Origin of the sequence: Lentzea guizhouensis, from assembly GCF_001701025.1 — a bacterium.
Classification (GTDB): Bacteria; Actinomycetota; Actinomycetes; order Mycobacteriales; family Pseudonocardiaceae; genus Lentzea; species Lentzea guizhouensis.
In genome coordinates this window covers 1,501,076-1,526,954 of sequence record NZ_CP016793.1, presented here as the reverse complement: position 1 = coordinate 1,526,954, position 25,879 = coordinate 1,501,076, and the positions used below count along the sequence as shown (strand labels likewise).

Below are 25,879 nucleotides of genomic sequence, written 5' to 3'. Positions count from 1 at the left end.
ATGATCACCTACATCGCCCTGGGCATCGGATCCGGAATCGGCCTGTGGGCCTTGGCGGTCTACCTGTTCCCGCCACGACCGGCCCTCGGCGCGGTCCTGGCCCACGCCACCGCCCCACCCGCTCCGGCACCCATCCTCGCCACCGACGACACCGGCTGGGCCGCCCGGCTCGGCCGCCCCGCCGTCGCCCCCTTGCGCGCGTTGGGGCTCCCCGGCCCGCGCCTGGCCAAGGACTTGGCGGTCATCGGCCGTTCGACCTCGACCCATCTGGCGGAGAAGGCCACCCTCACCGTTGCCGGACTGCTGCTACCCGTCCTGCTGACCGTGGTCCTGACCGTGGCAGGGCTCGGACCCGGCTTCGAGTTCCCGATCATCGCCGGCCTCGTCCTGGCGGCCGTCGGGTTCGTCCTACCGGACCTGCAGGCCCGCTCCGAAGCCGCGAAGCTGCGCACTGGGTTCCGCCACGCGCTTTCCGCCTACCTGGACCTGGTGTGGATCACCCTGGCCGGAGGAGCAGGGGTCGACAGCGCGCTGGGCGACTCGGTCGACATCGGACGAGGGTGGGCATTCGAGCAGATCCGCCGCGCCCTGGACACCGCCCGCCTCACCCGCACGACCCCGTGGGCGACGCTGCGCCAGCTCGGCGAGGAACTCGACGTGACCGAGCTCGCCGAGCTGGCCGCGTCGGTCAGCTTGGCCGGCACCGAGGGCGCCAAGGTCCGTACCTCCCTGGCCGCCAAGGCCGGAGCGCTGCGCACCCACCAGATCACCGAAGCCGAGGGCGACGCCCAAGCCGCCACCGAACGCATGAGCCTGCCGGTGATGGCTCTATTCCTCGGATTCCTGGCCTTCATCGCCTACCCCGCACTCACGCAGGTCCTTAATGGACTGTGAACCATCGCGCGGACAACGACCGGACGTGAACGACAAGGGAGGACAACACGATGCGTACACAAGTGGAGGCATTGTGGACAGTGGTACAGGCTCGGTGGGAGGAGCTGCGCCGCCAGCCGGAGGCCGGGTACTCGACCGAAGCCGTCCTGGTGACCGCGCTGCTCGTGGTGGCTGCGCTCGCGGTGATCGCGATCGTCATCGCGAAGGTCACCGAGAAGGCCAACGGCATCACCATGTGATCCCCATGAGCCACAAGCACAGCAAGCGGTCACCAACGACTCGCGCCGGATGGCGTCGGGTCCGTCGAGCGCTGCGCGGTGATCGGGGCTCGGTCAGCGCGGAACTGGTCATCGCCACCCCGCTGCTGTTGCTGATGCTGCTGGCCATCGTTCAGTTCGCGCTCTGGTCGCACGCCACCCACATCGCCCAAGCCGCCGCCTCGCAGGGACTCGCGGTGGCACGGTCCCAGAACGGGACCGCCGCGGCTGGCACGTCCAGCGCGCGGCAACTGCTCGACCAGCTCGCGAGCGGCCCGCTCACCGGCTCCACCGTCGCCTCGGATCGCAACGCCGCCTCGGCCTCGGTACGGGTCAGCGGCACCGCGACGTCGGTCGTGCCGTTCCTGAGCCTGCCTGTGCACGCCGAGGCCGTCGGGCCCGTCGAACGTTTCGTCCCCGACCTGGCGAGCGGGTGACCCGCGATGACACCGCAGATGATGTCATCGGGGACGACGCCGCCCCGCACGCCCGTCACGTCCCCCGGACGGCGTCACAGCCGCGTGCGCCCCGGTCGGCGGGGGTGGGCGGCCTGGTGGCGTGCTGATGACGGCTCGGTGGCCGCCGAAGTCACCATCGCCGCGCCGTTCCTGGTCATGCTGCTGGTGTTCGTCGGCGTGGTCATCCACCGAGGGGTGGACGCGCGGATCCGCATCGACGACGCCGCCCACCAGGCTGCCCGCGCCGCGAGCATCGAACGCACCCCGACGGCCGCGACCGCCGCGGCCCAGTCGACCGCCGCGAGCGCGCTGTCCTCGGCGGGGGTGACGTGCGCGTCTCTGTCGGTGAGCACGTCGACCGGTGGCCTGCGCCCCGGCGGCACGGTCAGCGTGACCGTGTCCTGCGCCGTCGACTTCGGCGACGCGCTCATCCTCGGCGTGCCCGGCGGCAAGACCCTGTCGGCGACCTCGGTCGAACCCGTGGACCTCTGGCGGTCGACCCTGAACACCGGGAGCCAGACGTGACCCGGCGAGGCTGCCACGCCCGGCGCAGCCGGTGGTCCATGTGGTGGCGCGCAGACGAGGGCCGCGTGACCGCGTTCGTCCTGGCGCTGACCGTCGGCATCCTGGCCTTGGCTGGCCTGACCCTCGACGGTGGCCTCGCGCTGGCCGCAAAAGTACGGGCCAACGGCCAGGCCGAGGCCGCCGCCCGCGCCGGGGCCCAGGCCATCGACCTCACCGCCTACCGCGGCAACGGCACCCTGCAACTCGTGCCCGCCCAGGCGGTCGCCAACGCCCAGGCGCACCTGGCCGCCGAGGGCGCCTCCGGCACGGTGACCGTCTCCGGCGACACCGTCACGGTCACCGTGACCGCCTCGCAGACCACCCAGTTGCTCGGGCTCGTCGGCATCGGGTCGCTTCAAGTGCACGGGCAAGGCAGCGCACACCCGCAGCGCGGGGTGACCGCGATCGACCCATGACCCCACCCGCGCCGTCGTGAACACGGCATCGCAGAAAAGGAGAAGCAACATGGCAACGCCCGAGGAGATCCGCCAGCGCGTCGAGGAGGCCGACACAGCCCGCAGCGCCCGCAGGGCCGCCGCCGCGCAGCAGGTCGGCGAACTCGCGGGGCGCCGGGCCGCGATCGTCGAACGGCTCGCCGAAGTGGAGCGCGAACTCGGCGAGGTGCTGGCCGACGCCCAGCACGTCATCGACGTCGACGAACTGGCGGCGTTCACCGACCTCAAGCCATCCGACCTCACCGGGTGGCTCGTAGCCCGCAAGCCCGGCCGCGGCAAGCGAAAGAAGGCCGTGACCACGACCGGCGCGTCGGGTGATACACGCTCCATTTCCGGACCGAGGACACCAGCACCTGAGCAGAGGTCCAACTCCCGCGAGGGCTCGACCGCTGCCGGGACGGACGTGCCCGAGCCGCTCGTCGCCCATGCGAGTTGACCGCGCTCGCGCCGCCCACGCGGTTCGCCCATAGCTCCGACTCATCACGGCCGTGTGATCGGGCGGCGAGCGAACACGCCCAGTTCTGCTGAGGAAACGAGAACGTCATGGCCGCATCACCGCATCGCTCCCGCCGCAAGCCGCGTCGGCCGCCGCGAACGCGAGGCCGGATGTGGCAGGGCGTCGGGTGGGTGCTCGGGTTCCTCGCGAGGCTGGTGCGCGGACTGCTGGCGGCTGCCGTCCTGGTCGCGCTGCTGGCCGGGTTGCCGTGGGCGTTGACGCACTTCGTCGGTTGGCCCTTGCCGGACCACCTGCCCTCCTGGGCGGAAGTCCAGGGTGTCCTGCTCGGCCCGATGACCACTACGTTCCTGCTGGACTTCCTCGCCTGCCTGACCTGGCTCGTGTGGGCGTTCTTCGCCCTCGACGTCGTCCGCTGCGCGGTCGAGATCGCCCGCGACGCCCGGATGCCGGACCTGTCGGCGGCCGGACCGGTGCACCGGATCGCGGCTGTACTCGTCGGCGCGGTCCTGATCTCCATCCTCGGTCAACGCGCCGGCCTGCCCGCCATGAGCCCATCGGCTGCGGGCGGTGCCGCGGCTGAGGTGGTGGCGACGGCTCCCGCATGGAACACACCCGCCGAACACGCCGAGTTCACCGCGGTGCGACCGGCCGCCCACAGCGCGCCGTATCACCGCGAGGCGACCCGAGCGACCGAGCAGCCCAGCCGCGCGAAGTCCGCCGTGGTGCTTTCGTACAACCCCGACACCGGCGTGTACGACTCGCTGTGGCGGATGTCCGAACGCACGCTCGGCGACGGCAATCGCTGGCCGGAGATCTACGCACTCAACAAGGGCAAGCCCCAGCCGAATGGCGGCACTTTCACGCGGCCCGGCCTGATCTTCCCTGGCGAGGAGATGGCCCTGCCCGATGACGCCACCGTCAGCTCCTCGCCACCCACCGCCCTGGTGCCACCGCCGGTAACCCCGCCCCCTGCACCCGAGCCCCCGCCCAGCCCTACGACACCGGCCCCCTCCACAACGCAACCACCCGTCACCACCGAAGCCCCACCGACCACTCTGGCTCCACCGGCGACCCAGGCGCCGCCGAGCACCGACGCGGTGGGCGAGCCGGGGATCAGCTGGGGCGAGGAACTGTTCGTCGGCCTCGGCCTGGCCGCAGCGATCAGCGCCGCCCTGGTCGCGGCCCGGCGGCGGAACCGACGCCGGTATCAGCCAGGCAGCGGCGACCGCAGCGACCTACCCGTCGCCCCGGTCGTCTACCAGTTGCGGCTGGCGCACCTGCGCGCCGACCACGACGACAGCACCGAAGATGAGGTGGACCTCGACTGGCCGGGCGAGCGCCCACCACGCGCACCGGCACCGCCGCTCGTACTCGGCACCCATGCCGACGCCGACGACGTCCCCGACGACCAAGCGCCGGTCCTGCCGGTCGGTGTCCGGGACGGCCGCGAGATCGCCGTGGACGTCGCCTCCGCACACGGCCTGGGCCTGCTCGGCGCGGGTGCCCCCGCCGCGGTTCGTGCGCTGCTCGTGGCCGTCCTGAGCACGGCCTCCACCACCACCCACAGGCCGGCCACGGTCATCGTGCCGGCCGACGACCTCGCGGCCCTGTTCGGCAGGCGCGTGGCGCAGGCACCGCTTCCCGCGGCTGTGCGCGTGGCAGCCGACCTGGACGCCGCACTGGACATGCTCGAATCCGAGACCCTGGTACGCCTCGGTCAACTCCCGCCCACCGGCCAATCCTGGGGGCCCGTCGTGCTGGCGGCCCGCGCACCCGGCCGCCAGGTTCGCAGGCTGCAGGCGGTGTTCGACAACGGCTCGACGGTCGGCGTGACCGGGCTGCTGCTGGGCCAGTGGAGCGGCGGTGTGACCGCCTACGTCCGCGACGACGGCACCATCTCCACCACCAGCCCCGGCCTGGGCGAGCCGCTGCGCGGTGCCCGTGTGTTCCGACTGGGCGACGACCACCTCGCCGACCTGCTGGACCTCCTGCGACACGCCGACCCCGGCGACGAGTCCGAGCGCACTGACAACGCTGGCGACGAACCGTATCCGGCTGTCGTGCCGCGTCCCCACGTCGTCGTGGCCGATTCCGTTCCCGCCACCGTCGAGCCCCCGGACACCGTGGTGGGCCCCGGCGCGAGCACCGCCGATCGCGGACACACAGTCGACGCGGACACGCTCGCCGAGGGCACGACCCAGGCGCCGGTCGCCGACACAGACCTGGAGCTGTTGGCAGCCCCAAGCGATGACGATCGGCGAGGCGACGGTGAGCTGGAGATCCTTCGGCCGGAGCCCACGCCCGCGACGTCACCCGGTCTTCGGCTGCGTCCCGTCCAACCTGTTCGCTCCGACGCCGACCAAGCAACCCGGAATGCCGGTGAAGACCACCGACACGGCCGGTCGGCGGGGAGCCGACCACAGGGCCCCGCCCAGCCGCGCGAGGCGTCGTCCGCGCCGTTGCGTGTCAGCGTGCTCGGGCCGCCGCGGGTGTGGTGGCGTCCCGAGCCGGCAGCACCCGATGGCGAGGCCGCCGAACGCGAGATCACCTCGGCGTTCCAGCCGCGCTTGCGCGAGCTGCTGGTCTTTCTGGCGCTGCACCCCGACGGCGCCAGCCGAGAGGCGCTCATCGCCGCCCTGTGGGCCACGAGCCCACCGGAGCGGACCACCAACGCGATGAACACCTCGCTCTCGCGTCTGCGCCGCGCCCTGGCCGCCGCAACCGGCAACGTGTTGTCCGACCTCGTGGTGGTCGGCGAGGGCCGCTACCGGCTGGACCCCGAACTGGTGGAGGTCGACTACCACCACTTCGCCGCCGCCGTGGCCGCCCGCCGCTCCGCCGTCACCGCCGCCGACCGGGTCGAGGCGTACCGGCGGATCGTCGACAGCTACACCGGCCCTCTGGCCGACGGGCTGAGCACCGACTGGATCGAGACCGCCCGCGAGGCCATCCGCCGCGACGCGATCGACGCCGTCGCCGCCCTGGCCCGTGCCCTGGTCGAGGACGACCCGCAGCAGACGCTGGACCTGCTCGAGATCGCGCGTGCGTTCGACCCGCACAACGAGCTGATCTACCGCGACATCATGCGCCTGCAGGAACGCCTCGGTCAGCTCGACGCCATCCCGCGCACCCTGACCCTGCTGACCACCCGGCTCGCCGAGGTCGACGATCGGCCCACGCACCAGGCCGTCGACCTGGCCGACCGGCTACGTCGCCGCCACGACGGCCCCGGCGAGCCGGGACGAGCCGGCCGCGGGCGCAGCCGAGCCGGATGAACCCCACCGGCACCCTCGTGCGCGGCGTGGGGTCACCCGACGCCGCCGCCAGCACGAGGGCGACGTCCAGCGGAGTGGAACCGGCCGTCACCGGCCGGGGAGTCGAGATCCACGACATCATCGAGAATGGCCGCCTCCCCGCCACTGCGACGGCTGTGCGCTTGCGCCTGCGAGAGCAATTCCGGATGGGCACGAGTCCACTTGAGCAGAGGCTCTGCCAGCGTCAACACCTCGGCGACCGCCGGGGTCAACGAGTACGCGACTTCCGGCGGAAAAGACTTATCGCAACTCTCGCGGACGATGAGCCCCTGCTCGCGCATCTTTTTCAATGTGCGCGCCAGAATGCTATCGTGCAGTACAGCGTGTTTGTCCGTCCAATTCTCGTCGATGGAATACGAGTTGACCGTGGAAAGAATCTCTACCCGACGCAGCGGGCCGTCCCGGAGTGCCACCAGGATGGCGGGCACCCACTTGTCCCCGAAAAGGTTCTTCAGGTCGTACAGTCCACGAAGGACCCTGTCGTCTCGCTCCGTCACCGCGCCTCCCCGTGTGCACTGACCGGGCCCCCACTGCGCGCCCGCTCGTCACGTCCTGCGGCAGGCTCTTCCCCGAGCTTGCCGTCGAGGCGATCGTGCCTGCTCAGCGCGACCGCTTCGTCACCCATCGCCTCCCCTGGCAACGGGTGTCGAGCCTCCCACGCTACGCCAAACGGTCGAAACCGCCCACCGTATTCCTACTCAGCCCAACTCCGCTGAGATGTCACCCTGTGTAGCAGGTATGGAGATCGACAGCGCGTACGGTCACTTCCGTTGGGGGTTCATACGGGGGATCACATTGGGGATCAGGTTGGGGATCCTGTTAGAGCGCCACCCCCTCCGGCCAGCAAAGACGCCGGTCAGAGGGGTTGTAGGGGATCCGCTGGTATCCCAGACTCGCTTGACCACAAGCCGGTGAACACATCGGGGCGGACTGGTGGCCGGCTGCCTGCCCTGTCGGGTCCTTGGTTACCCCTGCCTCGTGACTGCGTTCTTTCTGTCCTAATTCCTACCCTACTAATGTTCTCTAAACTCCTTTCTTTTTATTCCTTATGCGTCGCCGGCTTTCGTTTGCCTGCTCGCCTCCCGCTGCTTGTTGCGCTCTTTGACCTGCGGAAACGCGATGGGCATTTCGGCCGGAAATGCGCGGGCGCGCGCTGGTCCAATTCCCGGAATAGTGACGGCGGCGGCCGATCGAAAAGAGTCTTGAAAATGAGCTGCCAAACCTATTGCATGACGCGCGGCGCAGAGTCATAATTAAATTGTCGCCGGGGGAACCGGAAACCACCGAATACCACGCCCGGCGCGAGCCATGTCGAAAACGGGGAGCTAATTATGTGTTACGCCGACACCGTGACGAATGACGACGGAACCGCCACCGCGTTTTGCTACTGCGGATGGTCGGCGGACCACGCCACCCCGGAAGCGGCGGACACCGACGCCGAACGGCACCAAACCGCCGCCGACGCCGCCGAGTCCGCGCTCGCCGCCTGACCCGCCGACCCCGCACGACCGAAAGGAACGCCCGCGATGACCACGCCCACCCCGCCCGCCGCACCGACCGCCACGGCGGCACCCACCACGCCGACCGGCCCGGCGGGCGCGCCGAAACGGCTCGGCAACGGTGAACTCCGCGCGATGGTCGCCAAAGTCCTCGCCGACAACGCGGGCGGCGAACTCACCCCGCGCGCCATCGCGGCGACCCTGAACCGGTCATCCGGGGCGGTCGGCAACGCGTGCAAGGTGCTCGCGGACCGGGGGGAGGCCGAGGTCGCTTCCACGTCCCCGCTGGCCTACCGGGCGACCGCGACCACGGCGTCCGCCGCGCGCCACGATCACCCCGCCCGCCACGCACGCCCCGCCCGAAAACCCCGACAACGCCGACCGCCGCACCGACCGCCGCGCCCACGACCACGCCCGCCCCGTCGGGTGCGGGCGGGTCCGCCGTGTCGGTGGGCGTGGTCACCGGTCCGGTGAAACGCCCCAACGGGATGGACTACCACCCCCGGTTGCTGTCCGGGATGCCGGACGTGACCGCGTTGCGGCGGTTGCGTGACGCCGGGGTCGCCGCACTGTTGTACGGACCGCCCGGAACGGGCAAGACGTCGGTGGTCGAGGCGGCGTTCCCGGACTGCATCACGGTGCAGGGCGACGGCGACACCGTGGTCGCCGACTTCGTGGGCGACTACACCAAAACCCCCGACGGCGAGTTCGTGTTCGTGCACGGTCCGCTGGTCCGCGCGATGCGCGACGGGGTGCCGCTGTTCATCGACGACGCGACCCTGATCCCGCCGACCGTGCTCGCCGTGGTCTACCCCGCGATGGACGGACGCCGCCAGATCGTGGTCAAGGCCAACGGCGGCGAGGTCGTGGACGCCGCGCCGGGGTTCTACGTGGTCGCCGGACACAACCCCGGCGTGCACGGGGCGGTACTCACCGACGCGTTGGCATCCCGGTTCTCCGTGCAGGTTCAGGTGTCCAGCGACTACGACCTCGCCGACCAGTTGGGCGTGGACAAGAAGGCGGTGCGGGTGGCGCGCAACCTCGCCACCCGGCAGGAACGGGGCGAGGTCGGATGGGCACCCCAACTGCGCGAGTTGTTGGCGTTCAAGAAGATCGCCGCCGTGTTGGGCACCGACGCCGCCGCCGGAAACCTCGTGGGCATCGCACCGGAGGAGGACCGCGCCACCGTCGCCGCCGTGGTCCGCGACGCGTTCGGCCGCACCGTCGCACCGCTCGCACTCGGTGCCCGCATCACCCCGAAACCCTGACCCCCGAACCACCGCGCGAACTGTCGCGAAAGGACCCGCAACCGTGAGCACCCACTTCACCGCCGACCCGACCGCCACCGGTGCCGCCGTGTTCCCCACCCGCCCGGAATGGCTGACCCTGTCCGCCGCTTTCGCCGACGAGGTCCCGATCATCGCCGACCGCGACGACCTCCTGGTCACCGTCGCACCCGGCGCGGGCGGGGGTGCCCCGGCGTGTTTCTACCCCGCCCGCGCGCTGATCGAGGTCGATGGCGACCACCTCGGGGTGGACCCCGCCACGGTGGACCCCGCGAACCTGTCCGACCGCCCCCGCTACGCCCCGGCGTGGGGTGCCCTGACCCACGAGTGCGGGCACGCCAAACACACCGCGTGGGCACCCCCGGACGATGCCCCGCCCGGTGTGGTCGCCGCCGCCATGCTGTTGGAAGAGCCGCGCATGGAAGCCGCACAGGTCCGTCGCCGCCCGGATGACCGGCACTGGTTGCGGGCGTGCGTGAAGGGCATCGTCGCCGCCGACCTGCACCTGTTCGCCGACCCCGCCACCGCCCCGCAGATGACCCCCGCGCACGCCGCGCACACCGCCGCGCTGCTACTGGGACGCGCCGACGGCGGGGTGCTGACCCGCACCGAGGTCGCCCCCGTCGCCCGTGTCATCGAAGACGTGCTTGGGGCCGACACGTTGGGCAAGTTGCGGGCGGTGTGGCGCAAGGCGTTGCGCACCGCCGACGACGACGGCGAGACCATGCTCGCCCTCGGGCGGCAGTGGTGCGAGATCCTCGGCAGCGACCCGGACACCGACCCCAACACCCCCGCCGACCCGGACCCCGGCGCGGCACCCGACCCGTCCGGCACCCCCGACCCGTCCGGCGGCACCCGGCACCGCTAGCGGCAACGCCCCGCCGACCGTCGCCGTTGGCGGACGCGATCGCCGCCGTGCTCAACGGGGTGGCGGCGAAGGTCGCGCGGGAGAAGGCACCCGAGGACCCCGCCGCCGTCGCCGCCGCCGAAAAGGCGAAGGCCGACGCCGCAGAGAAGGTGGCGCAGAAGGCCGCGCGGCGGGTGTTCGCCGCTGGTGGTCCCCGCACCGGGAAAACCCAGCTCGCGGGCACCCGCCCGCCCACCCCGGAAGAGCGCACCGCCGCGCGGGTGTTGGCGCGCGCGTTGGACACCGCCGGGGTCCGGGAACGGGTCGCGGTGAAGTCCACCTCGGACGTCCCGCCGGGGCGGTTGCGGATGCGCGGGGTGCGTGCCGCCGAAGCCCAACGTGCCGCCGGGGCGGTGGTCACCGCCGAACCGTTCACCCGCACCACCCGGACCCCGGTCACCGTCCCGCCGTTGCGGGTCGGAGTGGCGTGCGACGTGTCCGGGTCGATGCGGTGGGCGTGCGCGCACGTGGCCTCGGCGGCGTGGATTCTGGCCAACGCCGCCCGCCACACCAGCGTGCCCGCCCAGACCGCGAGCGTGATCTTCGGGCACCACGTGCGCCCCCTGACCCACCCCGGCCGCCCGCCCGCCGAAGTCACCGAGTTCTACTCCAACGACAACTGGGAGGACATTCCGGTCGCGCTGGACGCCCTCGACGGTGCCCTCGGGCTGTCCCGCCCCGGCGCGGCACGGCTGCTGGTCATCGTGTCCGACGGCGACTACCGCTACCAGCCCCGCATCGACGGGCAGCGCAAGCTCGACCGGTTGCGCGCGTCCGGGTGCGCCGTGCTGTGGCTGACCACCGGCACCCACGACACCCCGCTCGACGGGTCCACCGTCCACGTGCTGACCGACCCCACCACCACCGCCCGCGCCATCGGGCACGCTGCCACCGCCGCCCTGCGCGCGATTGCCCGCTAGCCCTACCGGTCCGGGGCGGGTCACCCCGCCCCGGACCACCCACCCAGCACCAACCCACGACCACGAGGTGACCCGCCATGACGCACGAACACCCTCAGACCGTGGGCGACCTGATCGCCGCCCTGTCCGGCTACGACCCCGCCACCCTGCTACGGATCGCCGCCCAACCTGGCTACCCGATGGAGTACATGCTCGCGCGGGTGGTGTGCACGCCCGACGACGCCGAGTCGTGGGGTGTTCGGCCCACCGACCCGCCCGTGGTGTGGCTCGGCACCGGTGAGCAGGTCGGGTATCTGCCCGCGATCGTTGCCGACGCCCTCGGGTGGTCGGCATGACCACCACCCTCACCGTGCTCGCGGAGCTGGCCTCGGCCGGCGAGGCCGCGGCGCGAGGCGCCGGCCAAAGGCCGGTGAGCTGAGGTCATGTCGACCAAGACCGACTTCTACCTCGGGCGCGGCCATGACGCCGAATGGCTCGGCTCCCTGCAATGGGAGTGCGAACCCGAGAACCTCCTGCGCGTCCCGTCCGGACGCCTCGCGCTGACCGCGACCGACGAGCCCACCTACCGCGCGGCCGTCGCCGACCTGTTCATCGTGTGGGAGACCGAGGAGCTCGGCAGGGCCTACCCCCGCCGTACCGGGTGGCCGTGGCCGTGGGCGACCAGCCACGTGAGCAGTTGGATTGTCGCCTTCGACCCCGCCACTCGCGGCGTGTTCCTCACGGTCGGCGGCGGAGTGCGCTGGGAACCGCTCGACCCCCGCGAACCCGTCGAGGACTTCGGACCCCCGGACATCGAGGCGTGGCTGCGCGAACCCGCCGACCCGCCCTCGGTCCCGCTTCCGCTCATGCGCGATCCCGCCACCGGACTGCCCACCGCCGCCGGACAGTGCCTCATCAACCCGCACGACACCGAAGGAGAAGGCCGATGACCGCACCCAATCAGCCCGAGGTCGACATCGTCGCCCGCAGCTTCACCGAGAACGGCTGCACGGTGACTTCGATCATCTACGACCCTGCCGACGCGCAGCAGATCTTGTACGGCACCGTCACCCGCGACGGCGTACTCGTCGGCAGCTACTACTGCGCCGACCGCATCCGCCAGCAGGACTGGCGGATCGTCACCGCCGACGGCCACGACCTCACCCTCGACGGCAATCCTGTCCGCCCGTTCGACCAAGGCTCCGCCGTCATCGTGCTCACCACCATCCTCACCGCCCCCAAGGACGAGATCGACCAGCTCCTCCGGGACGCGACTCGCCCGCCCCGATGACCTCAAACCATCCCGTCCACCTGGAGGACAGCCATGACCGCGCACCACGGCGCGACGACGCCGCCACTTTCCGGCACTCTGCCACCCGAGACCGTGTTGCTCGCCCCCACCGTTCCGGCCGCCGTACCGATGCGCCCGCCCGCCGGGGCGTGGGGTCTCGTCGTGATCGCCCTGCGGACCACCGACGCCGCCGGAGCCCCGGTCCGCCACACCAGGGACGCCTCCGTACCCGACCCCGCGCACACCGACACCGCCGACCTGTTCGCCGGAGTGTGGCTACCCGAACCGCCGCCTGCCACCCTGCACGCCGGGGACGTCGTGGTGCTCCTGCACACCTCGACCGCCGACCCCGCCCGGACTGATGTCGAGGTTCTCGCCGCGATGCAGGGCGAGTGGCGCACCGTGGGCACGTGGGACGCGGTGAACGCGCGCTGGCCGCACGAGGTCGCCATGACGGTGCTCGTGCACATGCGCTACCTCGCCGACGCCGCCTTTCACGACGCGCAGTGGCCGATGCTGACCGGGCCGCTCGCCGCAGCCATGCCCGACTGGCTCTCACGCGGACTTGGCCTCGCCGGCGAGCCCGCGGCCTCGGCGCCTCGCCGCGCACCCGACGGCCTCGCCGAGCTGCTCGAGGCCGGGCTGCTCGCCGAGGGCGACCACATCGTGCTCGGCGAGCACGTCGCCACCGTCCGGGCAGGCGGGATTCTCCAGCACGGACCGGACGAGTTCGCCGTGTCGGCTGTCAACGCCCTCGCCACCCACCTCTGCGACTTCACCGCCAACGGCTGGCACCTGTGGCAACGCGCTCACGACAACCGCCCGCTGGCCGACCTGCGCACCGAACTCGCCCGTCGCTGAACCGCCCCCGGAAGGACTCCGAGATGACCACCTCGATGACCGAACGAGACGAGACCACCGGCACCAGCCCGCAGCACTACCACCACACCCGCACCGTCGAGATCGCCGGACGCACCGTCCGCGCCCACGTCGAACGAGGCCACTACCTCACCACCACAAGTCGCGCGGTCGCTGAAGTGCTCAACGATCAGATGACGTGGACCATGCTCGCCGCCGAGGCAACCAGCGAATGGTGGTACAACACCCCGGCACCAGGCCCCGACATCGACGACCCCGCCCGGTTCCTCGGCCCCGTCACCGAACGCCTCCTACAGCGCGCCGCGACGATCCTCGCTGCCCCGCCGACGACGCACACGCTCTCGCCGCACCTGCACGGCGCGATCAGCGCGCTTCTGGCGACCAGCTACGGCTACGACGCCGAGCACCGCATCGAACCCGACGACATCACCTGGGCCTACACCCACGGCGGTGCGCTGCACATCATCGAACACCCTGACGGCAGCGTCACCTTCACCAAGCACCATCGCGAGGACTGCCTCTTCAATACCAGTCGGGGCGCGCAGGAGTGCGACGACGACTGCTACTTCACGCACCCTGCCGACGCCGAACGCGAAGCCCGTCGATGATCCCCACGACCGCCGACTTCTACGACGAAACCGGACGCCGTGCTCGATGGCTCGGAGCCCTCCACGGCAACGCCGACCCCGAAACCTTGCGCAGCCTCGACTCCGGCCGACGCTTGCTGGAAGCGCCGGACCCGACGACGTTCGCTGACGCTGTACTCGAACTCCTCGATGTATTTGCCCAACAGAGCCTCGGACAGAGTCACCACCCCCGCGAGGGCTGGCCGTGGTCCTGGCCGGACAGCCGCAGCATCGACTGGATCTACCTCTTCGACCGGGGCCGCGCGTGGGTGATCACCGGCCGCATTCGGGGCTACGCGATGCCGCATGTCGATCACCCACCACGACGAACCACCGCGACCGGACAATCCCAATCCGCACCCAGCCAAGATCAGACCGAAAGGCACGACAGCACATGCCCGACCCACTAGATTTCTCCGCGCCTCGGCCGCACTGCCCGGACTGCGAGGTCGCCATCGGCCAGCCACACGTCGAGGGCTGCGACGTGGCCATGTGCCTGCGCACCGGGCTCCAACGCCTGAGCTGCGAGCACAAACACAACTGCGGCAAAGACATCTGGTCCGGCCGCTGGCCCGGCGAGACCGACTGCGAACGCCTCGGCTGGATGATCGGCCCCGGCCTGGCCGACATGAACCGGCTTCTCACCGAGGCGACGTGGAACCCCGCCACTCAACAATGGGACGCCGCCTCCTAGCCGATCCGAACCACCCAACCCAACCCCCAACGGGGCGGCCACACACGCTCCACCTACCAGCGACCCCAACGGGTCGCCGGTCGGCCTTCACGACCAGCCCACACCCACACCGCCGCGACAACATAGATCCCCCGCACAACATCGCGGGCCCGCAATGCCTCCCCGGCCCGTGAACTTCCGGTTCAACGAACCGACTCCGAGTCTTCTGCCCCCTAGAGGGATCTCGCCCACGAGAGCGACAGAAGACACGTGCTCGGGGTGAACATCCGCATGGTGCCCCACGGGGGGCTCCCTAACTTGCTGCGGCTCAAATCGTCCGGAAGTCCTCGGCGGAAAGTAGATCGTGCCCGTTCCACCTGCCATCGGCTGAACGGATCACCCCACGCAACACTGGCATCGGCCGTCTCGGCGTCATCGGTACTACCAATCAGGCCAACGACTTACACGATCACGGCAACCGCGATCGGACCCTCGCGGGTCGCCCCTGCCGTCATGTGCCTGTCCGCCATGTGCGACGAACAATCTTGAAACCCCTACGCACGAGCGTGAACCCGGACGTCGTCGTGCCCCCAACGATGATCCGTTGGAGGCACGTGACGAGCGGACCCGTCCGATAGCGGGGGACGGCTACTCCGTTGCCGCCGCAGTCGTCGCGGCGAGGGAGTACTTCTTCGGCTTGTCACTGGTTCGCACGGCGTAGCCGCTCTCGACCAGCTTCTCCAGCGCGTTGTGTACCGCACCAGAGGACCGGTCCAACGCCTTGCCGATCGCGTTCGGACTGAACTCGCCCGAGTTGTCCCGCAGGTAGTCCTCGACCATGCCCCGCAACGCCCCCGGTGCCAGCCTCTGGGGCTTTCCGGCACGGTCATCGGTCGGCTGGTCGTCGGTCGGCTGGTCGTCCGTGGGCTGGTCGTCCGTGGGCTGGTCGTCGGTCGGCTGGTCGTCCGTGGGCTGGTCGTCCGTGGGCTGGTCGTCGGTCGGCTGGTCGTCCGTGGGCTGGTCGTCCGTGGGCTGGTCGTCGGTCGGCTGGTCGTCGGTCGGCTGGTCGTCCGTGGGCTGGTCGTCGTTGGTGATGGACCAACGGTCGGCGGGGCGGGAACCGCCGTCGGCGATCCCGGTGGTTCGGGTAACGAGACCGTCCTTCTCCCAGCGGGTGAGGATCTTGGGAGCGGTCGACTTGCCGATCCCGGCGGCGGTGGACAGGGCGGTGGCGGTGCCGCCGGGGTTGTTCCGGAGTGCCTGCCACAGCTTCTCCTCGGTCTCCGTGCGCGGCTTGGCCGTGTCGGTCGCCGAAGTGGGGACAGCTCGAAGGGTGCGGTTGGTGGACATGACTACCTCGCAGTGATGACGGTTCGGGTTGGGTGGTCATGCCCCGGCCGGAGCGGGTGCGGCCCCCGGTGCGCATCCGATGGTGTTGGGTCGCACAACTATGGACGCTTCCTTCGGCGCATGAAGTCAAGCGGTACATCGAAAACACCTTGTCTCTTGTGGACACACGCCCGCGTCGCGCTACTTCGTTAGTACGAAACGGTCCACTTCGCGTCGTTAGCACCCACAGGCGTTGACACCTCCGCGTGCACGAAGCGTCCATACACGTCGACCCGACCACAAACATTGCCGTAAAAGGGGTTAACCGAATGCACGGCACGAAGCAACTCGCCGCACCCACGCGCCGGCCGCGGTGCAACCGCGGCGCCCACAGCCCATACTCGCGCCTTGGACGCATCGGCGAGGCCACGGGACGTAGGAGCGCGGCATGATCGCCGTGACGGCGCGGGACGTGCCCGAGATCCGCGCACGCATGACCGACTGGGCGCGTGACCCCACCCTCGACGGCGCGGGCAACTGGTTCCGCTTCTTCCTGGGACCGAGTCCAGACGATGCCACCGAATCACGGGTGTTCGACCGAGTCGACGATGTGGGAACCACCATCGCTGAGACGCTGGCGGTCCAGCTTCCGGCGGCGGAGTTGTTCTACGTCTCCGCCGACATGACCGACCTCGCCCGCCACGCTGCCGACACGCTGACCGATTACCGACTGCACCCGGAGGACCTGCCCGCGCAGATCGGGGTCATGGTCTACGAGCACCCACCCGTGGAAGGAACAGCCGCCGCACGCCACAACGCGGTCTCGGTTGTCACGTGGGCTCCGGGACGCGGCGGCTTGTGGGTGCACACCTGGGCGACCACATCACCGTCACAGCAAGGCATCGTCCGTATCGGACGCACACTCGCGCAGGCACCCCGTGACGAGGTGCTGGCGCGAGCGAGAACGGCCGCAGCGCGCGACCTGCCCGAGCCGACCCCAGAAAACAGGCCCTCCGAGAGTGACGAGACCGCCGAACAAGTCGCCGACCATGTCCTCGCCACGTTCCTGCCGCATCTCGAACGCGCCCCGGTGCCGCCGTCGTTCGCCCCACCCCACGGCTACGAGTGGTGCGCGCTCACGCCGATGGAGTTCACAGAGATGGAGGGCTGGCCGGATGGGGTGTCCGAAGACGAGTCCTCTCGCGACAGCGAAGCCAGGATCGCCATGCAGCGCACCATTCTCGCGACGTGGCTGCTCATGGGGCAGACCTTGGTGCGCTCGGAGCAGATGACCGCGCCGCGCGCTGCCCAACGTCGGATCGAACGCCTCGACCCGGTTCTCGATCCCACCGTGCGCTACATCGACCTGCGGCGTGCCCGCACCGAGCCGTCCGACCGCCCCGACGAGGACTTCGGCAACGGCACTCGTGAGTACCGGCACCGCTGGATCGTGCGCGGGCACTGGCGCAACCAGTACTACCCCAGCCGCAACGACCACCGCCCGATCTGGATCGACCCGCACTTCGCCGGTCCGGAAGACAAACCGTTGCTCGGCGGCGAGCGCGTGAACGTCCTGCGCCGATGACACCACTCCCTGCTCGACCCATCCGATCTGAAGGGCACCATCATGACCGCCGAATCCGATGCCGTTCCGCCCCGCCAGCCCGCCGCTGCCGTGCCGAACACCGCCCGGCCAGCCGACGACCCCGCGACGCATCCCACGCCCCCACAATCCGACGAAGAGACGGCGCTGTTGTGGCGGGAGGGACTTCCGCCCGATGCCGTGATTCTCGCCCCATCGGTCGCCCCGACGCCGATGCGACAAGCCGAGAACACCTGGGCGTTGCTCGTGGTGGCAGCGGACGTCCTGGACGACACCGACCCAAACCGGGAAGGCGAAGTCGCCCTGTTCGCCGGGTGTTGGCTGTCCGACCAGCCGCAGGCGGCAGTATGCGAAGGCGATCTAGTCCTCGTGCTGACCGCACCCAACGACGAGTCGCCGCCGGACGACGAGGTCGACGTGGAAATGCTGCTCGCCCACGGCAACCGGTGGATGCGGGTCGGCGAGTGGGAAGGGATGGACCCGCGCTGGCCGTGGACCGTCGCGATGACCGCTGCGGCGATCATGGGGCTGCACGTCGAAGCAACTGAGACAGCCTCGTTTACGCCAGGCGCGACAGCCGGTCGACCTCTGCGGGGTTGGGGCGGCAACGGCGGCCTCGTGGACCTGCTCGCCACCGGCCTGATCCACAAGGGCGAGGAGTTCATCTGGGACCGTCCAGGGCGCGGTGCCCGGCACACCGCCCGCATCAACTCCGACGGCACCCTGGTCCTCGTCGACGGCCGTGCCTACGTCAACCCCTCCGGCGCTCTGACCGCACTCGGCGGCAAGCACCAGAACGGCTGGAAGGCGTGGAAACGAACCTCGGACGGACGCACTCTCGGTGACCTGCGCGCGGACCTTCGCGCCCGACGAGGACAGACGACCGAACCGCGCCGAGAGCTGTAGCTCCCTTGTTCGACAGCCGGGTCACCCGTATCCACTTGCATTGGCAGCCCGGCTGTCCTGGCACAGGAAAGGCTTAACCGTGGACGAATTCCTGCACACAAAGGACAGTGCGATTGTGCGGGGCGCGAAGGCTGGAGACGGTCCCGGCTACACCTTGGAAGCCATCGCCGTGCGCATTTCTCACGACATCACCGAGGCACGTAAGCGGGAGGATCTTCCGGCGTACACCCGCACGGTCGTCACCGTGCTCCCGTGGCAGCGAATGCTGCACATCCGCGTCGAGGGCTTCGACACCGTCCCTGCACGCGCGACGAGTCGAGCCGTGATCACCACGTTGTTCGACCTTGTCAGCACCTACAACATCATCCCGCTGGACTCGGTCGAGTTGCCGTTGTTCACCCAGCACATCGTGCTGGTCGACTCGTTCGGTCAACCGTTCGCCGCGATTGTCGGCGCGGGTGCGGGGGAGGCCGAACCTGTTATGCAGTAGAAGCCGCCGGGCGGGTCGCCCCGGCGTAGTCGTCGCCGTTGTACCGGTAGTTGTCGATCTGCACGGGTTGGCCGAAGGTCGGGGCGTTGATCATGAGTCCGCCGCCGATGTAGAGGCCGACGTGGTGGATGTTGCCGGGTGTGCCGTAGAAGACGAGGTCGCCCGGCAGCAGCGGCTGTCCGGCGGGGACGCGTGGGCCCGCGTCGTATTGGGTTTGGGCGGTACGGGGCAGGTTCACTCCGGCGGCGGCGTAGGCGGCCTTGGTCAGTCCGGAGCAGTCGAAGCCCGCGTGTCCGCCGTCGGGGCCGTTGCCGCCCCATACGTACGGCAAACCCCTTTGGCCACAGGCGTAGTTGATCGCGGCGAGGGCGACGGCGTTGGGGGCTTGGATGGCGTTGCAGTCGCCGTTGCCGATGCTGGTCGCGGCGGCCTTGGCGTATTTGCCGGCCTGCTTGAGGACCATGTCGACGTACCAGTCGGCGTGGTTGTAGGCGAAGATCGCCGCTCGCAGGTCGCCTCGGCGTGCTCCGTTGTCACACAGCAGGAATGCCGCGGCGTGGATGGCGTCGTGTGGGTTGTACCGTGAGGGCGGCGAGGCGCCGCCGGGTGGGATCTGGTGTGCGGCGATGACGCCGTTGAAGGTCGGGGCGAGGAACTGCATCGGCCCGCCGGCCCCGGCGAAGTTCTCGCCCTCGGTCACGCCGGGTGCTTTCAGGCGGCCGTGGTCGGTCTCGACTTTGCCGATGGCGGCGAGCACGGTCCAGTCCAGTCCGGGGCAGTCCGGGGCTGCGGTGACGTAGAGCAGGCAGTAGTCAGGCGGGATGTCAGCGATTGGTGCCGTGCAGTCGATGCTGGTGTTCGAGGAACTGCCGAACAGCGCGTCCACCACGGCACTTACGCCCATGCCGAGCAGGACGGGGATGAGCAGCAGGATGGCCGCCGTCCCGATGGCGATCTTGGCGAGCACGCTCTCACCACCTCCCCGGCCGGCCCGCCCCGCGCGGCGCCCGTGGGCTGGTCGAGGTGGGCGGCATCGGCGAGGGCGGCGGTGACATCGGCTGCGGCGAGTCCGCGCCCGCCTGGGCTTCCTCGGTCGGCGTGACCGGCGGCGGCACGTGCGGCCAGGCGTCGGGCAGCCCTGACAGCGCTCGCCGGGACGCTCCGACGGTCGCGGTCAGGGGAGCCAGACCTCGTCAGCCGGACTCGGGTGGTCGGCCTCGGGGTTGAGCAGCTCGGCCGCCGCGGTGGCGACTGGCACCGAGCGCCGGTCGTCGAGCTCGCGCCATGCCTTGGCCAGCAGCCGGCGGGCGGCGGCCTCGCGGCGTGAGGTCGGCAGCCACACCAGCAGCGGTGTGGTGATGCCGGTGGCTTGGGCGAGGGCGGCGTAGCCGGCCAGTTTCCCGGCGAGCTTGCTCAGCGGTTCGGTGCCGAAGTCGTACTCGAGGAACCACTCGACCTGCCGTTCACCTGACCTCCAGCGGCCGTAGCCGTCGGGTTTGATCAGGTCGCCGAAGTGGCGGGCGCAGCGGGTCTCCGACCACCACGCCGCCAGCTCGACCTGTTCGCCGGGGTGGGGGTTGCGGGCGCGGTTTACCAGGGCGGTGAACCACTCGTTGACGCCGACGGTGTGGGCCAGGCGCAGGCTGTGGGCGACGCCGAAGACCCGGTCGTGCCGGTAGCCGAGTTGCTTGATGTCCAGGCCGTCCTCGGCGGCGAGCACGGCCGCGCCGGCGGGCGCCAGGACGTAGTGCATCGGCGCGGTGCCGAGGGTCACGAATGGCTGGAAGCGGTCGACGACACCCCACATGTAGAGCTCGCGCAGCCGCATCCGCCCGGACCGGAAGCTGGGGAACGCGAGGGCGGTGATCTGGTGTGCGGTGAGGACCTTGTGTTCCCAGAGCATCCGGGCGATCCACTTGTCGCGCGCGGTCAACCGCCACGCCAGCACGGCCTGGTGCTCGGCGGTGTTCGCGACACGCGGGGTGGGCCGGGTGGGCTTGTGGCCGCGCAGGGCGCGCTGGCGGGTGGGATTGGTGATCATGGTGGGCACCTCCGGGTGGGCAGGGCGAAGTCGCCCCGGCGCGCAGTGCGCCGGGGCGTGATGGGCGGGTGGAAAGGGCGGAAGTGGGTGTGGTCAGCCGTTGCGGCGGGGTCGGCGCTACGCGGGCGCGCAACGGGATCGATCCGGTTCGCGGGTCGCGACGGGCCCGACGTGCCGCGAGGCGGCCGGGTGCCGGCGGTTGCGGGCCCGCCGGTGGCGGCCTCGATCGCGCGAGTGCGAGCAGTGCGTCGGGCGATGCCGCGGATCTCCCGTGCCCGGCCGGGGACGGCGGGTGGGAGGGGCTTGGTCAGCATGGTGAACGGCTGTGCTTCCTCGCCGTTGAGAACCAAGCGCACGGCGGCGTGGTAGACGCCGAGGTGGGCGAGGTCGTGGTCGGACAACCGCGGTGCGGTGTGCCGAGACAGCTCGCGTGAATCCTCCGGGCTCGCGTTGAAGAAGATCTTCGAGCGTGCGTTGGTGGACATGCCCTCGCGCAGTTCGCGGGGGAGCTGGCCGAGGTGCTGGTGGGCCAGGGTCATCGCGACCCGGAACCCGCGGGCCTCGGCGAGCATGTCCTCGATTGGATAAGGCAAGTTCAGGAAGTTGTGACACTCGTCGATCACCATCGAGGCGTCCCGGCGTTGCCGCTGCGGTGTCCGAGCCCGCCCGGTGGTGGCCTGCCAGGTCCGGGCGACCACCAACGACCCGACCAGCCGAGTGGTCTCCTCACCCAGCGACCCCTTGGGAATACGCACCAGGCAGATCCCGCCATCGAGAACCTGGCTCATGTCCACTGTGGAATGACCGCCCGCGATCGCGTCGCGGACGAAGGGCCGCAACAGGAACGCGCGGAGCTTGTTCATCAGCGGACTGATGACCTGGGACCGGGACGAGTCGGTGAGTTCCTCGTACCAGGACCAGAACCCGCGCAGCACCGGATCGGTGACCCCGGCGACGACCCGGCTGCGGAACGCTTCGTCGGCCAGCAGCTTGGGCAGGTCCGCCAGGGTGGCCACGCCTTCCTGGCTGCGCAGGGTGAGGCAGGCGGCGCGCATGACGTCGTCGGTGCGCGGTCCCCAGAACGCCGAGTACACCCGCCGGAAGACGCTGACGAGGTTGTCGACGGTCAGGTCGGTCTCCCCACCGTCGAGCGGATTCAAGCAGGGTGGTCGAGACTTGCTGTCCGCATCGAAGATCACGACTCGATCGGCAGCCGACTTGGGAAGGCGGGACAGAACATCAGTGACGAGGTCGCCCTTGGGGTCGATTAGCACGATCCCGCGGCCGGCCTCGGCGTCGGCCAGGATCATGTTTCCGAGCAGCGTGCTCTTGCCGGAACCAGTGGCGCCGATGACGTGCAGGTGGTGGCGGGCGTCCGGGACTCGCAGGGCGACGGGGCGTTGGTGGCCGGTGTCGGTGACCCCGAGCGGTTTTGCCTCCGGCCCTGGGGTGGCGATGCCCGGTGGTGGGGCGATGGCGCGGGCTCCGGCGCGTTGGATTCCGGGGATGGCCTCGTCGGTGGGCAGGTGCGCGATCGCCGCCAGTTCGGGCACCGACAGCAGATCGCCGCGTCCCAGACGACGTGAGTCGATCACTTGGCCGGGATGGCGGATGCGGTGGCGGGTGTAGTGGTTGTGCTCGGTGTAGGAGGCGAACGAGGCCGCCAACGCGTGGGCCCGGCCGCGGGCGACCTCGCGCGCCTGGCGAACGTCGGCCTCGCCGGCATCGGCGGGTAGCAGGGTCGCCACGGCGTAGCGGACGACGGTCTCGAACTGGCTGCCGCGTTGCTTGCCGACGATCGCCCTGTTCTGCGCGGAATATTCCAGCGAGGTCTGCGGGTCGCTGTGCAAGGCCCCGGTTCTCGTCCACGTCGCCGTGCGCCGGGAACGACTGCCCGTGCCGGGGGTGATCGCGTCGAGCAGGCGCCCGACCAGCCGGGTGGAGCCGCCGGTGTGGACTCGTCGGGCGGCGCGGCGGGCTTGCTGGACGCGGCGGCCGGTCACCGGACGAGCCAGCACCTGTACGCAGGCGTATTCGGCACGGCCGAGCCCGACCGGCGCGCCGATCAGCGCGCGGATCGGGTCGGCGTCGAAGTCACTGCGGAGCGGCAATGCCTCCGGCCGGGCCAGCCGCAGCTCGCCGCCGACCACCAGCCGCCGCTGCTCCTCGCCCGGTGGCGGCAGCGGCGGTTCGGCCGGACCAACTCGGGTGTGCGCGCCGGGCCATGCAGCCTCGACGGCGCGTTCAACCAGTCCGGGCGGGATCACGCCGGGCACCCACAGTCGGATCGCGACCCCGGCCTCGGAGAACACGTACTCGCATGCCAAATGCGGCTGGCCGCCCAGCGTTCGCCGCCAGCCCGGCCGCAGCAGGCCCACGAGGTTGGACCACAACGCGGCCCCGCCCGCAGGATCCACGGTGGGTGGGGCGAGCACGGTGACCTGACGGGCGTCGGCGAGCAGCAGCTCGTGGCAGCGGCGGGCCCACCACCGCCGGCCGAGCACGATCCCGGTGACGAGCACCGCGAGGACGGGGGCCGCGATCGGACCCCAGTCCAGAGTGAGGTCCCGCAGCCGGGCCAGCAGCGCGAAAAGGGCGCCGCCGGGGTCGCGCAGGTATTCCCCCATCCACCCGACGGCGACCGAGGCCGTCGAGCGCGTGGGCGCGATCGCGAGAACGAGTGTGTCCGGTGGCTGGTCGAGGGCAGGCGATACCCACGTCGGTGTTCGGGGCAGCATGAACGAGTCCCTTCACGGGAGAGGTACGTACGGGTGGTAGCGCTCAGGCGGCGTCGAGGTGGATCTGGTCGTCGTCGCCTGAGTCCGAGCCGAACTCGTCGCCGTCGAAGCCCAGGTCGACGAACGCGGCGTCGGCCTCGTCGACCGGTTCGGCGGTGTCGGCGTAGGCGGCGAGTTCGGCCGGGTTGCTGGTCACCAGGTAGTGCTCGGTCGGTGAAGCGATGCTCTGAAACGCCACCCGCTGAGTGCCGGCCGACAGCAGACCCTGGCCACGATCGGCGGAAAGCAGGAACGCGCGCTCCCCGGCCGAGAGGTCGAAGGTCTGCGTGATCTCGTCGATGGCCTGCGACGCCTGGCGCAGCAGGATCTGGGTCGCCGCGTTCGCCACGACGGCCTTGCCCAGGTCGCTGCCGAGCACGTCGGCGGTGTCCTGGGTCGCCACCGTCAACCCCGCCCAGTGCTTGCGGGACGCCTTGGCCATCCGGAACAGGAACTCGGCTCCGGACTTCTCCTTCATCAGCAGCCACGCCTCGTCGACAACGACCAGGCGCGGGCGGCGGATGGCCGGGTTGGACACCCGCCGCCACACCGCGTCCAGGGTCAGCAGGGTGCCGATGCCCTTGAGCTCGTCGGGCACGTCGCGCAGGCTGAACACGACGAGGTGGCCTTCGGGGTTGATGCTGCTGGGCCCGTCAAACAGTTGCTTGAACGCGCCCTCGACGAACGGGTGCAGCCTCGCGGCGAGCTCACCTGCGGCCCGGTCGCCGGCCTGCCCGGCGACCGCGAGCTGGTCGCGCAGGACCCGCAGCGTCGGGGACGGCCGGGTCCACGTGCGCGCGTCGGCGGTGATGCCCACGCTCTGGTAGGTCGCGGCGATCGCCCGGTCCAACGCCGCCCGCTCTGCCGCCTCCAACTCGCCTCCGACGAGCACGGCGATGACGGTGTGCAGGAACAGCGACCGGCGCACGAGTGCGTCCTTCGGGGCGGTGCGGCGGCCGTCGGCGCGGGTGTGGATCGGCAGGTCGAACGGGTTGAGGCGGACGCCTCGCGCGCCGAGGTGGACGTAGGTGCCGCCCACCGCGGCGGCCAGGCGGGCGTACTCGTCCTCGGGGTCCACGACGGCGATCTCGATGCCGCGGTACAGCGACCGCAGCAGTTCGAGCTTGACGAGGTAGGACTTGCCCGCGCCGGAGCGGCCGAGGATCACGGAGTTGTGGTTGTGCATCCCGTCGCCGAACCGGTCCCAGTGCACCAAGCCTTGGCTGCCGACGTTGTAGCCGTAGAGCACCCCGGACGCCGCGGCCACACTGGTCGGGTCCGGGGCGGGCAGGTCGGGGCTGGTGAACGGGAACGCCGCCGCCAACGCCGACGTGTCGAACGTCCGGCGCATCCCGATGAGGTCCAGGCCCATCGGCAGCGTCGACACCCAGCCCTGCAGCGACCGGTAGGTCGTGTGCTTGGCGTCGAGCAACAGCGACGCGCACAGCGACCGCAGCGCGGCCACCTCGTCGGCCAGTGCCTTCTCAGAGGCGGCGTGGATGGTCAGGTACAGCCCGACCCGGAACAGCTTCCCCTCGCCGCGGGCGACACGGGAGGACAGGTCGTAGGCGTCCTCAGTGGCCGCCTCAACCTGTGGATCGAACAGGCGGCCGTGCTCGGCGGTGTGCCGTCGCCCGGCCTCCAATTTCGCGAGCTGCTTCTTCAACCGAGAGGCGGCGGTGGCCGGGTCGATCGGCTCGATGTGCACCGAGACGTCCAGGCGTCCGGGGTAGGTCAGCAGCGGGGCGAGCCAGCCAGTGTGCACCTCACGCGGGAAGCCGACCACGGCGAAGCTAGACACCCACTCGCCGCCGACCTCCAGGTGCCGCGCAGCCACGGACAGGGCGTCGGGAGTGAACGCGGCAGCCGCCGACGAGGCCGCCGGGACGGCCGGGTTACTGCGGGTCTTGTGTGTGCGGGAGGCCATCAGGACCGCCCCCTAATCGTGTCGTAGGGATAGGACTTCCGGCTGTCGCATGACGCCCGCTGCCTCCAGACATCAGATGTCTTTAGAGAGATCGGCGCGTGTGGACGGCCGGAGATTGCTGCTCGTCGGCGGAAGACGCCTAACCGCCCCTCGGTCTGCAAGGCCCAATGAGAGAGAGGGCGCGTCCGCCGACGAGTCAGTGATCGCGCGGTGATGGGGTGTGCGTTGCCCGAGTCCGCCGCAGGAAGTGACCTCACCATGTGCTCCCGAGCCCTGAGCTCTGCGACAGAACGAGGTTCCTGCGGTGCGCTGGAGTCACGCACGGCTACTGAGATGACGGACCACAG

Annotated in this window: 27 protein-coding genes and 1 pseudogene; 22 read left to right on the top strand and 6 right to left on the bottom strand. The window is 70.5% G+C overall.

What is annotated here, in order from left to right:
• The 7 genes from BBK82_RS07775 to BBK82_RS07745 all read left to right on the top strand — a co-directional run bounded on the left by BBK82_RS07775 (window position 1) and on the right by BBK82_RS07745 (window position 6,360).
• Window positions 1–894, top strand: coding sequence for a type II secretion system F family protein (locus tag BBK82_RS07775; RefSeq protein WP_065920892.1), 894 nt, complete (start codon window positions 1–3; stop codon window positions 892–894).
• A gap of 50 nt (window positions 895–944) precedes the next feature.
• Window positions 945–1,133: a hypothetical protein gene (locus tag BBK82_RS07770; protein WP_065914394.1), complete on the top strand. Its 189-nt coding sequence runs from the start codon at window positions 945–947 to the stop codon at window positions 1,131–1,133.
• A 5-nt stretch (window positions 1,134–1,138) separates the two neighbouring features.
• Window positions 1,139–1,588: a TadE/TadG family type IV pilus assembly protein gene (locus BBK82_RS07765; RefSeq protein ID WP_065914393.1), complete on the top strand. Its 450-nt coding sequence runs from the start codon at window positions 1,139–1,141 to the stop codon at window positions 1,586–1,588.
• 138 nt (window positions 1,589–1,726) lie between these two features.
• Complete coding sequence (locus BBK82_RS07760; protein WP_237048077.1) at window positions 1,727–2,134, top strand: pilus assembly protein TadE; 408 nt, start codon at window positions 1,727–1,729, stop codon at window positions 2,132–2,134.
• Window positions 2,135–2,199: 65 nt separating this feature from the next.
• The gene (locus tag BBK82_RS07755) at window positions 2,200–2,589 is read left to right on the top strand and encodes a hypothetical protein (RefSeq protein ID WP_092783265.1); all 390 of its coding nucleotides are present in this window, start codon (window positions 2,200–2,202) and stop codon (window positions 2,587–2,589) included.
• Window positions 2,590–2,638: 49 nt separating this feature from the next.
• Window positions 2,639–3,064 (top strand): hypothetical protein, encoded by a 426-nt coding sequence (locus tag BBK82_RS07750; RefSeq protein ID WP_065914391.1) that lies wholly within the window; start codon window positions 2,639–2,641, stop codon window positions 3,062–3,064.
• 170 nt (window positions 3,065–3,234) lie between these two features.
• Window positions 3,235–6,360: a BTAD domain-containing putative transcriptional regulator gene (locus BBK82_RS07745; protein WP_065914390.1), complete on the top strand. Its 3,126-nt coding sequence runs from the start codon at window positions 3,235–3,237 to the stop codon at window positions 6,358–6,360.
• Window positions 6,361–6,392: 32 nt separating this feature from the next.
• On the opposite strand, the gene BBK82_RS07740 is transcribed toward BBK82_RS07745, so the two are convergent.
• Entirely contained in the window at window positions 6,393–6,896 is a 504-nt protein-coding gene (locus BBK82_RS07740) for a winged helix-turn-helix transcriptional regulator (RefSeq protein ID WP_065914389.1), read from the bottom strand.
• 852 nt (window positions 6,897–7,748) lie between these two features.
• Between BBK82_RS07740 and BBK82_RS51485 the strand changes: the two genes are divergently transcribed.
• The 12 genes from BBK82_RS51485 (at window position 7,749) to BBK82_RS07700 (ending at window position 14,480) form a co-directional block, all read left to right on the top strand.
• Window positions 7,749–7,889, top strand: a complete 141-nt coding sequence (locus BBK82_RS51485; RefSeq protein ID WP_170067831.1) for a hypothetical protein — start codon at window positions 7,749–7,751, stop codon at window positions 7,887–7,889.
• Between the two features lie 36 nt (window positions 7,890–7,925).
• Window positions 7,926–8,372 (top strand): hypothetical protein, encoded by a 447-nt coding sequence (locus BBK82_RS53840; protein ID WP_237048076.1) that lies wholly within the window; start codon window positions 7,926–7,928, stop codon window positions 8,370–8,372.
• A complete protein-coding gene (locus BBK82_RS53835; protein WP_237048075.1) occupies window positions 8,369–9,166 on the top strand; it encodes an AAA family ATPase in 798 nt (265 codons plus the stop codon). Before BBK82_RS53840 ends, BBK82_RS53835 begins: the two co-directional genes overlap by 4 nt.
• A 43-nt stretch (window positions 9,167–9,209) precedes the next feature.
• Entirely contained in the window at window positions 9,210–10,052 is an 843-nt protein-coding gene (locus tag BBK82_RS56655; RefSeq protein WP_418287486.1) for a hypothetical protein, read from the top strand.
• 26 nt (window positions 10,053–10,078) lie between these two features.
• On the top strand, window positions 10,079–11,011 hold the full coding sequence (locus BBK82_RS56650) for a hypothetical protein (protein ID WP_418287485.1): 933 nt from the start codon (window positions 10,079–10,081) through the stop codon (window positions 11,009–11,011).
• A gap of 77 nt (window positions 11,012–11,088) precedes the next feature.
• Window positions 11,089–11,346 carry a hypothetical protein gene (locus BBK82_RS07725; RefSeq protein WP_065914388.1) on the top strand — a complete coding sequence of 86 codons (258 nt, stop codon included), beginning with the start codon at window positions 11,089–11,091 and terminating at the stop codon, window positions 11,344–11,346.
• Between the two features lie 87 nt (window positions 11,347–11,433).
• The gene (locus tag BBK82_RS07720) at window positions 11,434–11,940 is read left to right on the top strand and encodes a hypothetical protein (protein WP_065914387.1); all 507 of its coding nucleotides are present in this window, start codon (window positions 11,434–11,436) and stop codon (window positions 11,938–11,940) included.
• A complete protein-coding gene (locus BBK82_RS07715; RefSeq protein ID WP_065914386.1) occupies window positions 11,937–12,281 on the top strand; it encodes a hypothetical protein in 345 nt (114 codons plus the stop codon). The genes BBK82_RS07720 and BBK82_RS07715 overlap by 4 nt, the downstream gene beginning before the upstream one ends.
• 33 nt (window positions 12,282–12,314) lie before the next feature.
• The gene (locus BBK82_RS07710) at window positions 12,315–13,142 is read left to right on the top strand and encodes a restriction system modified-DNA reader domain-containing protein (RefSeq protein ID WP_065914385.1); all 828 of its coding nucleotides are present in this window, start codon (window positions 12,315–12,317) and stop codon (window positions 13,140–13,142) included.
• A 23-nt stretch (window positions 13,143–13,165) separates the two neighbouring features.
• The gene (locus BBK82_RS07705) at window positions 13,166–13,768 is read left to right on the top strand and encodes a hypothetical protein (RefSeq protein ID WP_065914384.1); all 603 of its coding nucleotides are present in this window, start codon (window positions 13,166–13,168) and stop codon (window positions 13,766–13,768) included.
• Window positions 13,765–14,196: a hypothetical protein gene (locus tag BBK82_RS48735; protein ID WP_179953759.1), complete on the top strand. Its 432-nt coding sequence runs from the start codon at window positions 13,765–13,767 to the stop codon at window positions 14,194–14,196. The genes BBK82_RS07705 and BBK82_RS48735 overlap by 4 nt, the downstream gene beginning before the upstream one ends.
• A complete protein-coding gene (locus BBK82_RS07700) occupies window positions 14,181–14,480 on the top strand; it encodes a hypothetical protein (RefSeq protein WP_065914383.1) in 300 nt (99 codons plus the stop codon). Before BBK82_RS48735 ends, BBK82_RS07700 begins: the two co-directional genes overlap by 16 nt.
• A gap of 627 nt (window positions 14,481–15,107) precedes the next feature.
• Here BBK82_RS07700 and BBK82_RS07695 read toward each other — a convergent pair.
• A complete protein-coding gene (locus BBK82_RS07695) occupies window positions 15,108–15,809 on the bottom strand; it encodes a MarR family transcriptional regulator (protein WP_065914382.1) in 702 nt (233 codons plus the stop codon).
• Window positions 15,810–16,236: 427 nt separating this feature from the next.
• Between BBK82_RS07695 and BBK82_RS07690 the strand changes: the two genes are divergently transcribed.
• From BBK82_RS07690 to BBK82_RS07680, 3 genes are all read left to right on the top strand, one after another.
• Window positions 16,237–17,373, top strand: a complete 1,137-nt coding sequence (locus tag BBK82_RS07690; protein WP_237048074.1) for a hypothetical protein — start codon at window positions 16,237–16,239, stop codon at window positions 17,371–17,373.
• A gap of 42 nt (window positions 17,374–17,415) precedes the next feature.
• A complete protein-coding gene (locus BBK82_RS07685; protein ID WP_065914381.1) occupies window positions 17,416–18,297 on the top strand; it encodes a restriction system modified-DNA reader domain-containing protein in 882 nt (293 codons plus the stop codon).
• A gap of 79 nt (window positions 18,298–18,376) precedes the next feature.
• The gene (locus BBK82_RS07680) at window positions 18,377–18,787 is read left to right on the top strand and encodes a hypothetical protein (RefSeq protein WP_237048073.1); all 411 of its coding nucleotides are present in this window, start codon (window positions 18,377–18,379) and stop codon (window positions 18,785–18,787) included.
• Here the strand turns inward: BBK82_RS07680 and BBK82_RS07675 are convergent.
• From BBK82_RS07675 to BBK82_RS07660, 4 genes and pseudogenes are all read right to left on the bottom strand, one after another.
• Entirely contained in the window at window positions 18,777–19,691 is a 915-nt protein-coding gene (locus tag BBK82_RS07675) for a C40 family peptidase (RefSeq protein ID WP_083268739.1), read from the bottom strand. The two genes, BBK82_RS07680 and BBK82_RS07675, sit on opposite strands and share 11 nt — an antisense overlap.
• A gap of 67 nt (window positions 19,692–19,758) precedes the next feature.
• A pseudogene (locus BBK82_RS07670) lies at window positions 19,759–20,828 on the bottom strand (replication-relaxation family protein).
• Entirely contained in the window at window positions 20,825–23,455 is a 2,631-nt protein-coding gene (locus BBK82_RS07665; RefSeq protein ID WP_170068096.1) for a helicase HerA domain-containing protein, read from the bottom strand. Before BBK82_RS07665 ends, BBK82_RS07670 begins: the two are co-directional and overlap by 4 nt.
• A 154-nt stretch (window positions 23,456–23,609) precedes the next feature.
• Complete coding sequence (locus BBK82_RS07660) at window positions 23,610–25,532, bottom strand: VirB4 family type IV secretion system protein (RefSeq protein WP_065914379.1); 1,923 nt, start codon at window positions 25,530–25,532, stop codon at window positions 23,610–23,612.
• Window positions 25,533–25,879 lie beyond the last annotated feature (347 nt).

Bases quoted from the DNA above. Each gene is read 5' to 3' on its own strand.
- BBK82_RS07665 (WP_170068096.1), bottom strand. From the start codon at position 23,455: ATGGGGGAATACCTGCGCGACCCCGGCGGCGCCCTTTTCGCGCTGCTG.
- BBK82_RS07710 (WP_065914385.1), top strand. From the start codon at position 12,315: ATGACCGCGCACCACGGCGCGACGACGCCGCCACTTTCCGGCACTCTG.
- BBK82_RS07660 (WP_065914379.1), bottom strand. From the start codon at position 25,532: ATGGCCTCCCGCACACACAAGACCCGCAGTAACCCGGCCGTCCCGGCG.
- BBK82_RS07715 (WP_065914386.1), top strand. From the start codon at position 11,937: ATGACCGCACCCAATCAGCCCGAGGTCGACATCGTCGCCCGCAGCTTC.
- BBK82_RS07685 (WP_065914381.1), top strand. From the start codon at position 17,416: ATGACCGCCGAATCCGATGCCGTTCCGCCCCGCCAGCCCGCCGCTGCC.
- BBK82_RS53840 (WP_237048076.1), top strand. From the start codon at position 7,926: ATGACCACGCCCACCCCGCCCGCCGCACCGACCGCCACGGCGGCACCC.
- BBK82_RS07765 (WP_065914393.1), top strand. From the start codon at position 1,139: ATGAGCCACAAGCACAGCAAGCGGTCACCAACGACTCGCGCCGGATGG.
- BBK82_RS07705 (WP_065914384.1), top strand. From the start codon at position 13,166: ATGACCACCTCGATGACCGAACGAGACGAGACCACCGGCACCAGCCCG.
- BBK82_RS07695 (WP_065914382.1), bottom strand. From the start codon at position 15,809: ATGTCCACCAACCGCACCCTTCGAGCTGTCCCCACTTCGGCGACCGAC.
- BBK82_RS07775 (WP_065920892.1), top strand. From the start codon at position 1: ATGATCACCTACATCGCCCTGGGCATCGGATCCGGAATCGGCCTGTGG.
- BBK82_RS07700 (WP_065914383.1), top strand. From the start codon at position 14,181: ATGCCCGACCCACTAGATTTCTCCGCGCCTCGGCCGCACTGCCCGGAC.
- BBK82_RS07770 (WP_065914394.1), top strand. From the start codon at position 945: ATGCGTACACAAGTGGAGGCATTGTGGACAGTGGTACAGGCTCGGTGG.
- BBK82_RS07720 (WP_065914387.1), top strand. From the start codon at position 11,434: ATGTCGACCAAGACCGACTTCTACCTCGGGCGCGGCCATGACGCCGAA.
- BBK82_RS48735 (WP_179953759.1), top strand. From the start codon at position 13,765: ATGATCCCCACGACCGCCGACTTCTACGACGAAACCGGACGCCGTGCT.
- BBK82_RS07745 (WP_065914390.1), top strand. From the start codon at position 3,235: ATGTGGCAGGGCGTCGGGTGGGTGCTCGGGTTCCTCGCGAGGCTGGTG.
- BBK82_RS07725 (WP_065914388.1), top strand. From the start codon at position 11,089: ATGACGCACGAACACCCTCAGACCGTGGGCGACCTGATCGCCGCCCTG.
- BBK82_RS07750 (WP_065914391.1), top strand. From the start codon at position 2,639: ATGGCAACGCCCGAGGAGATCCGCCAGCGCGTCGAGGAGGCCGACACA.
- BBK82_RS07690 (WP_237048074.1), top strand. From the start codon at position 16,237: ATGATCGCCGTGACGGCGCGGGACGTGCCCGAGATCCGCGCACGCATG.
- BBK82_RS07675 (WP_083268739.1), bottom strand. From the start codon at position 19,691: ATGGGCGTAAGTGCCGTGGTGGACGCGCTGTTCGGCAGTTCCTCGAAC.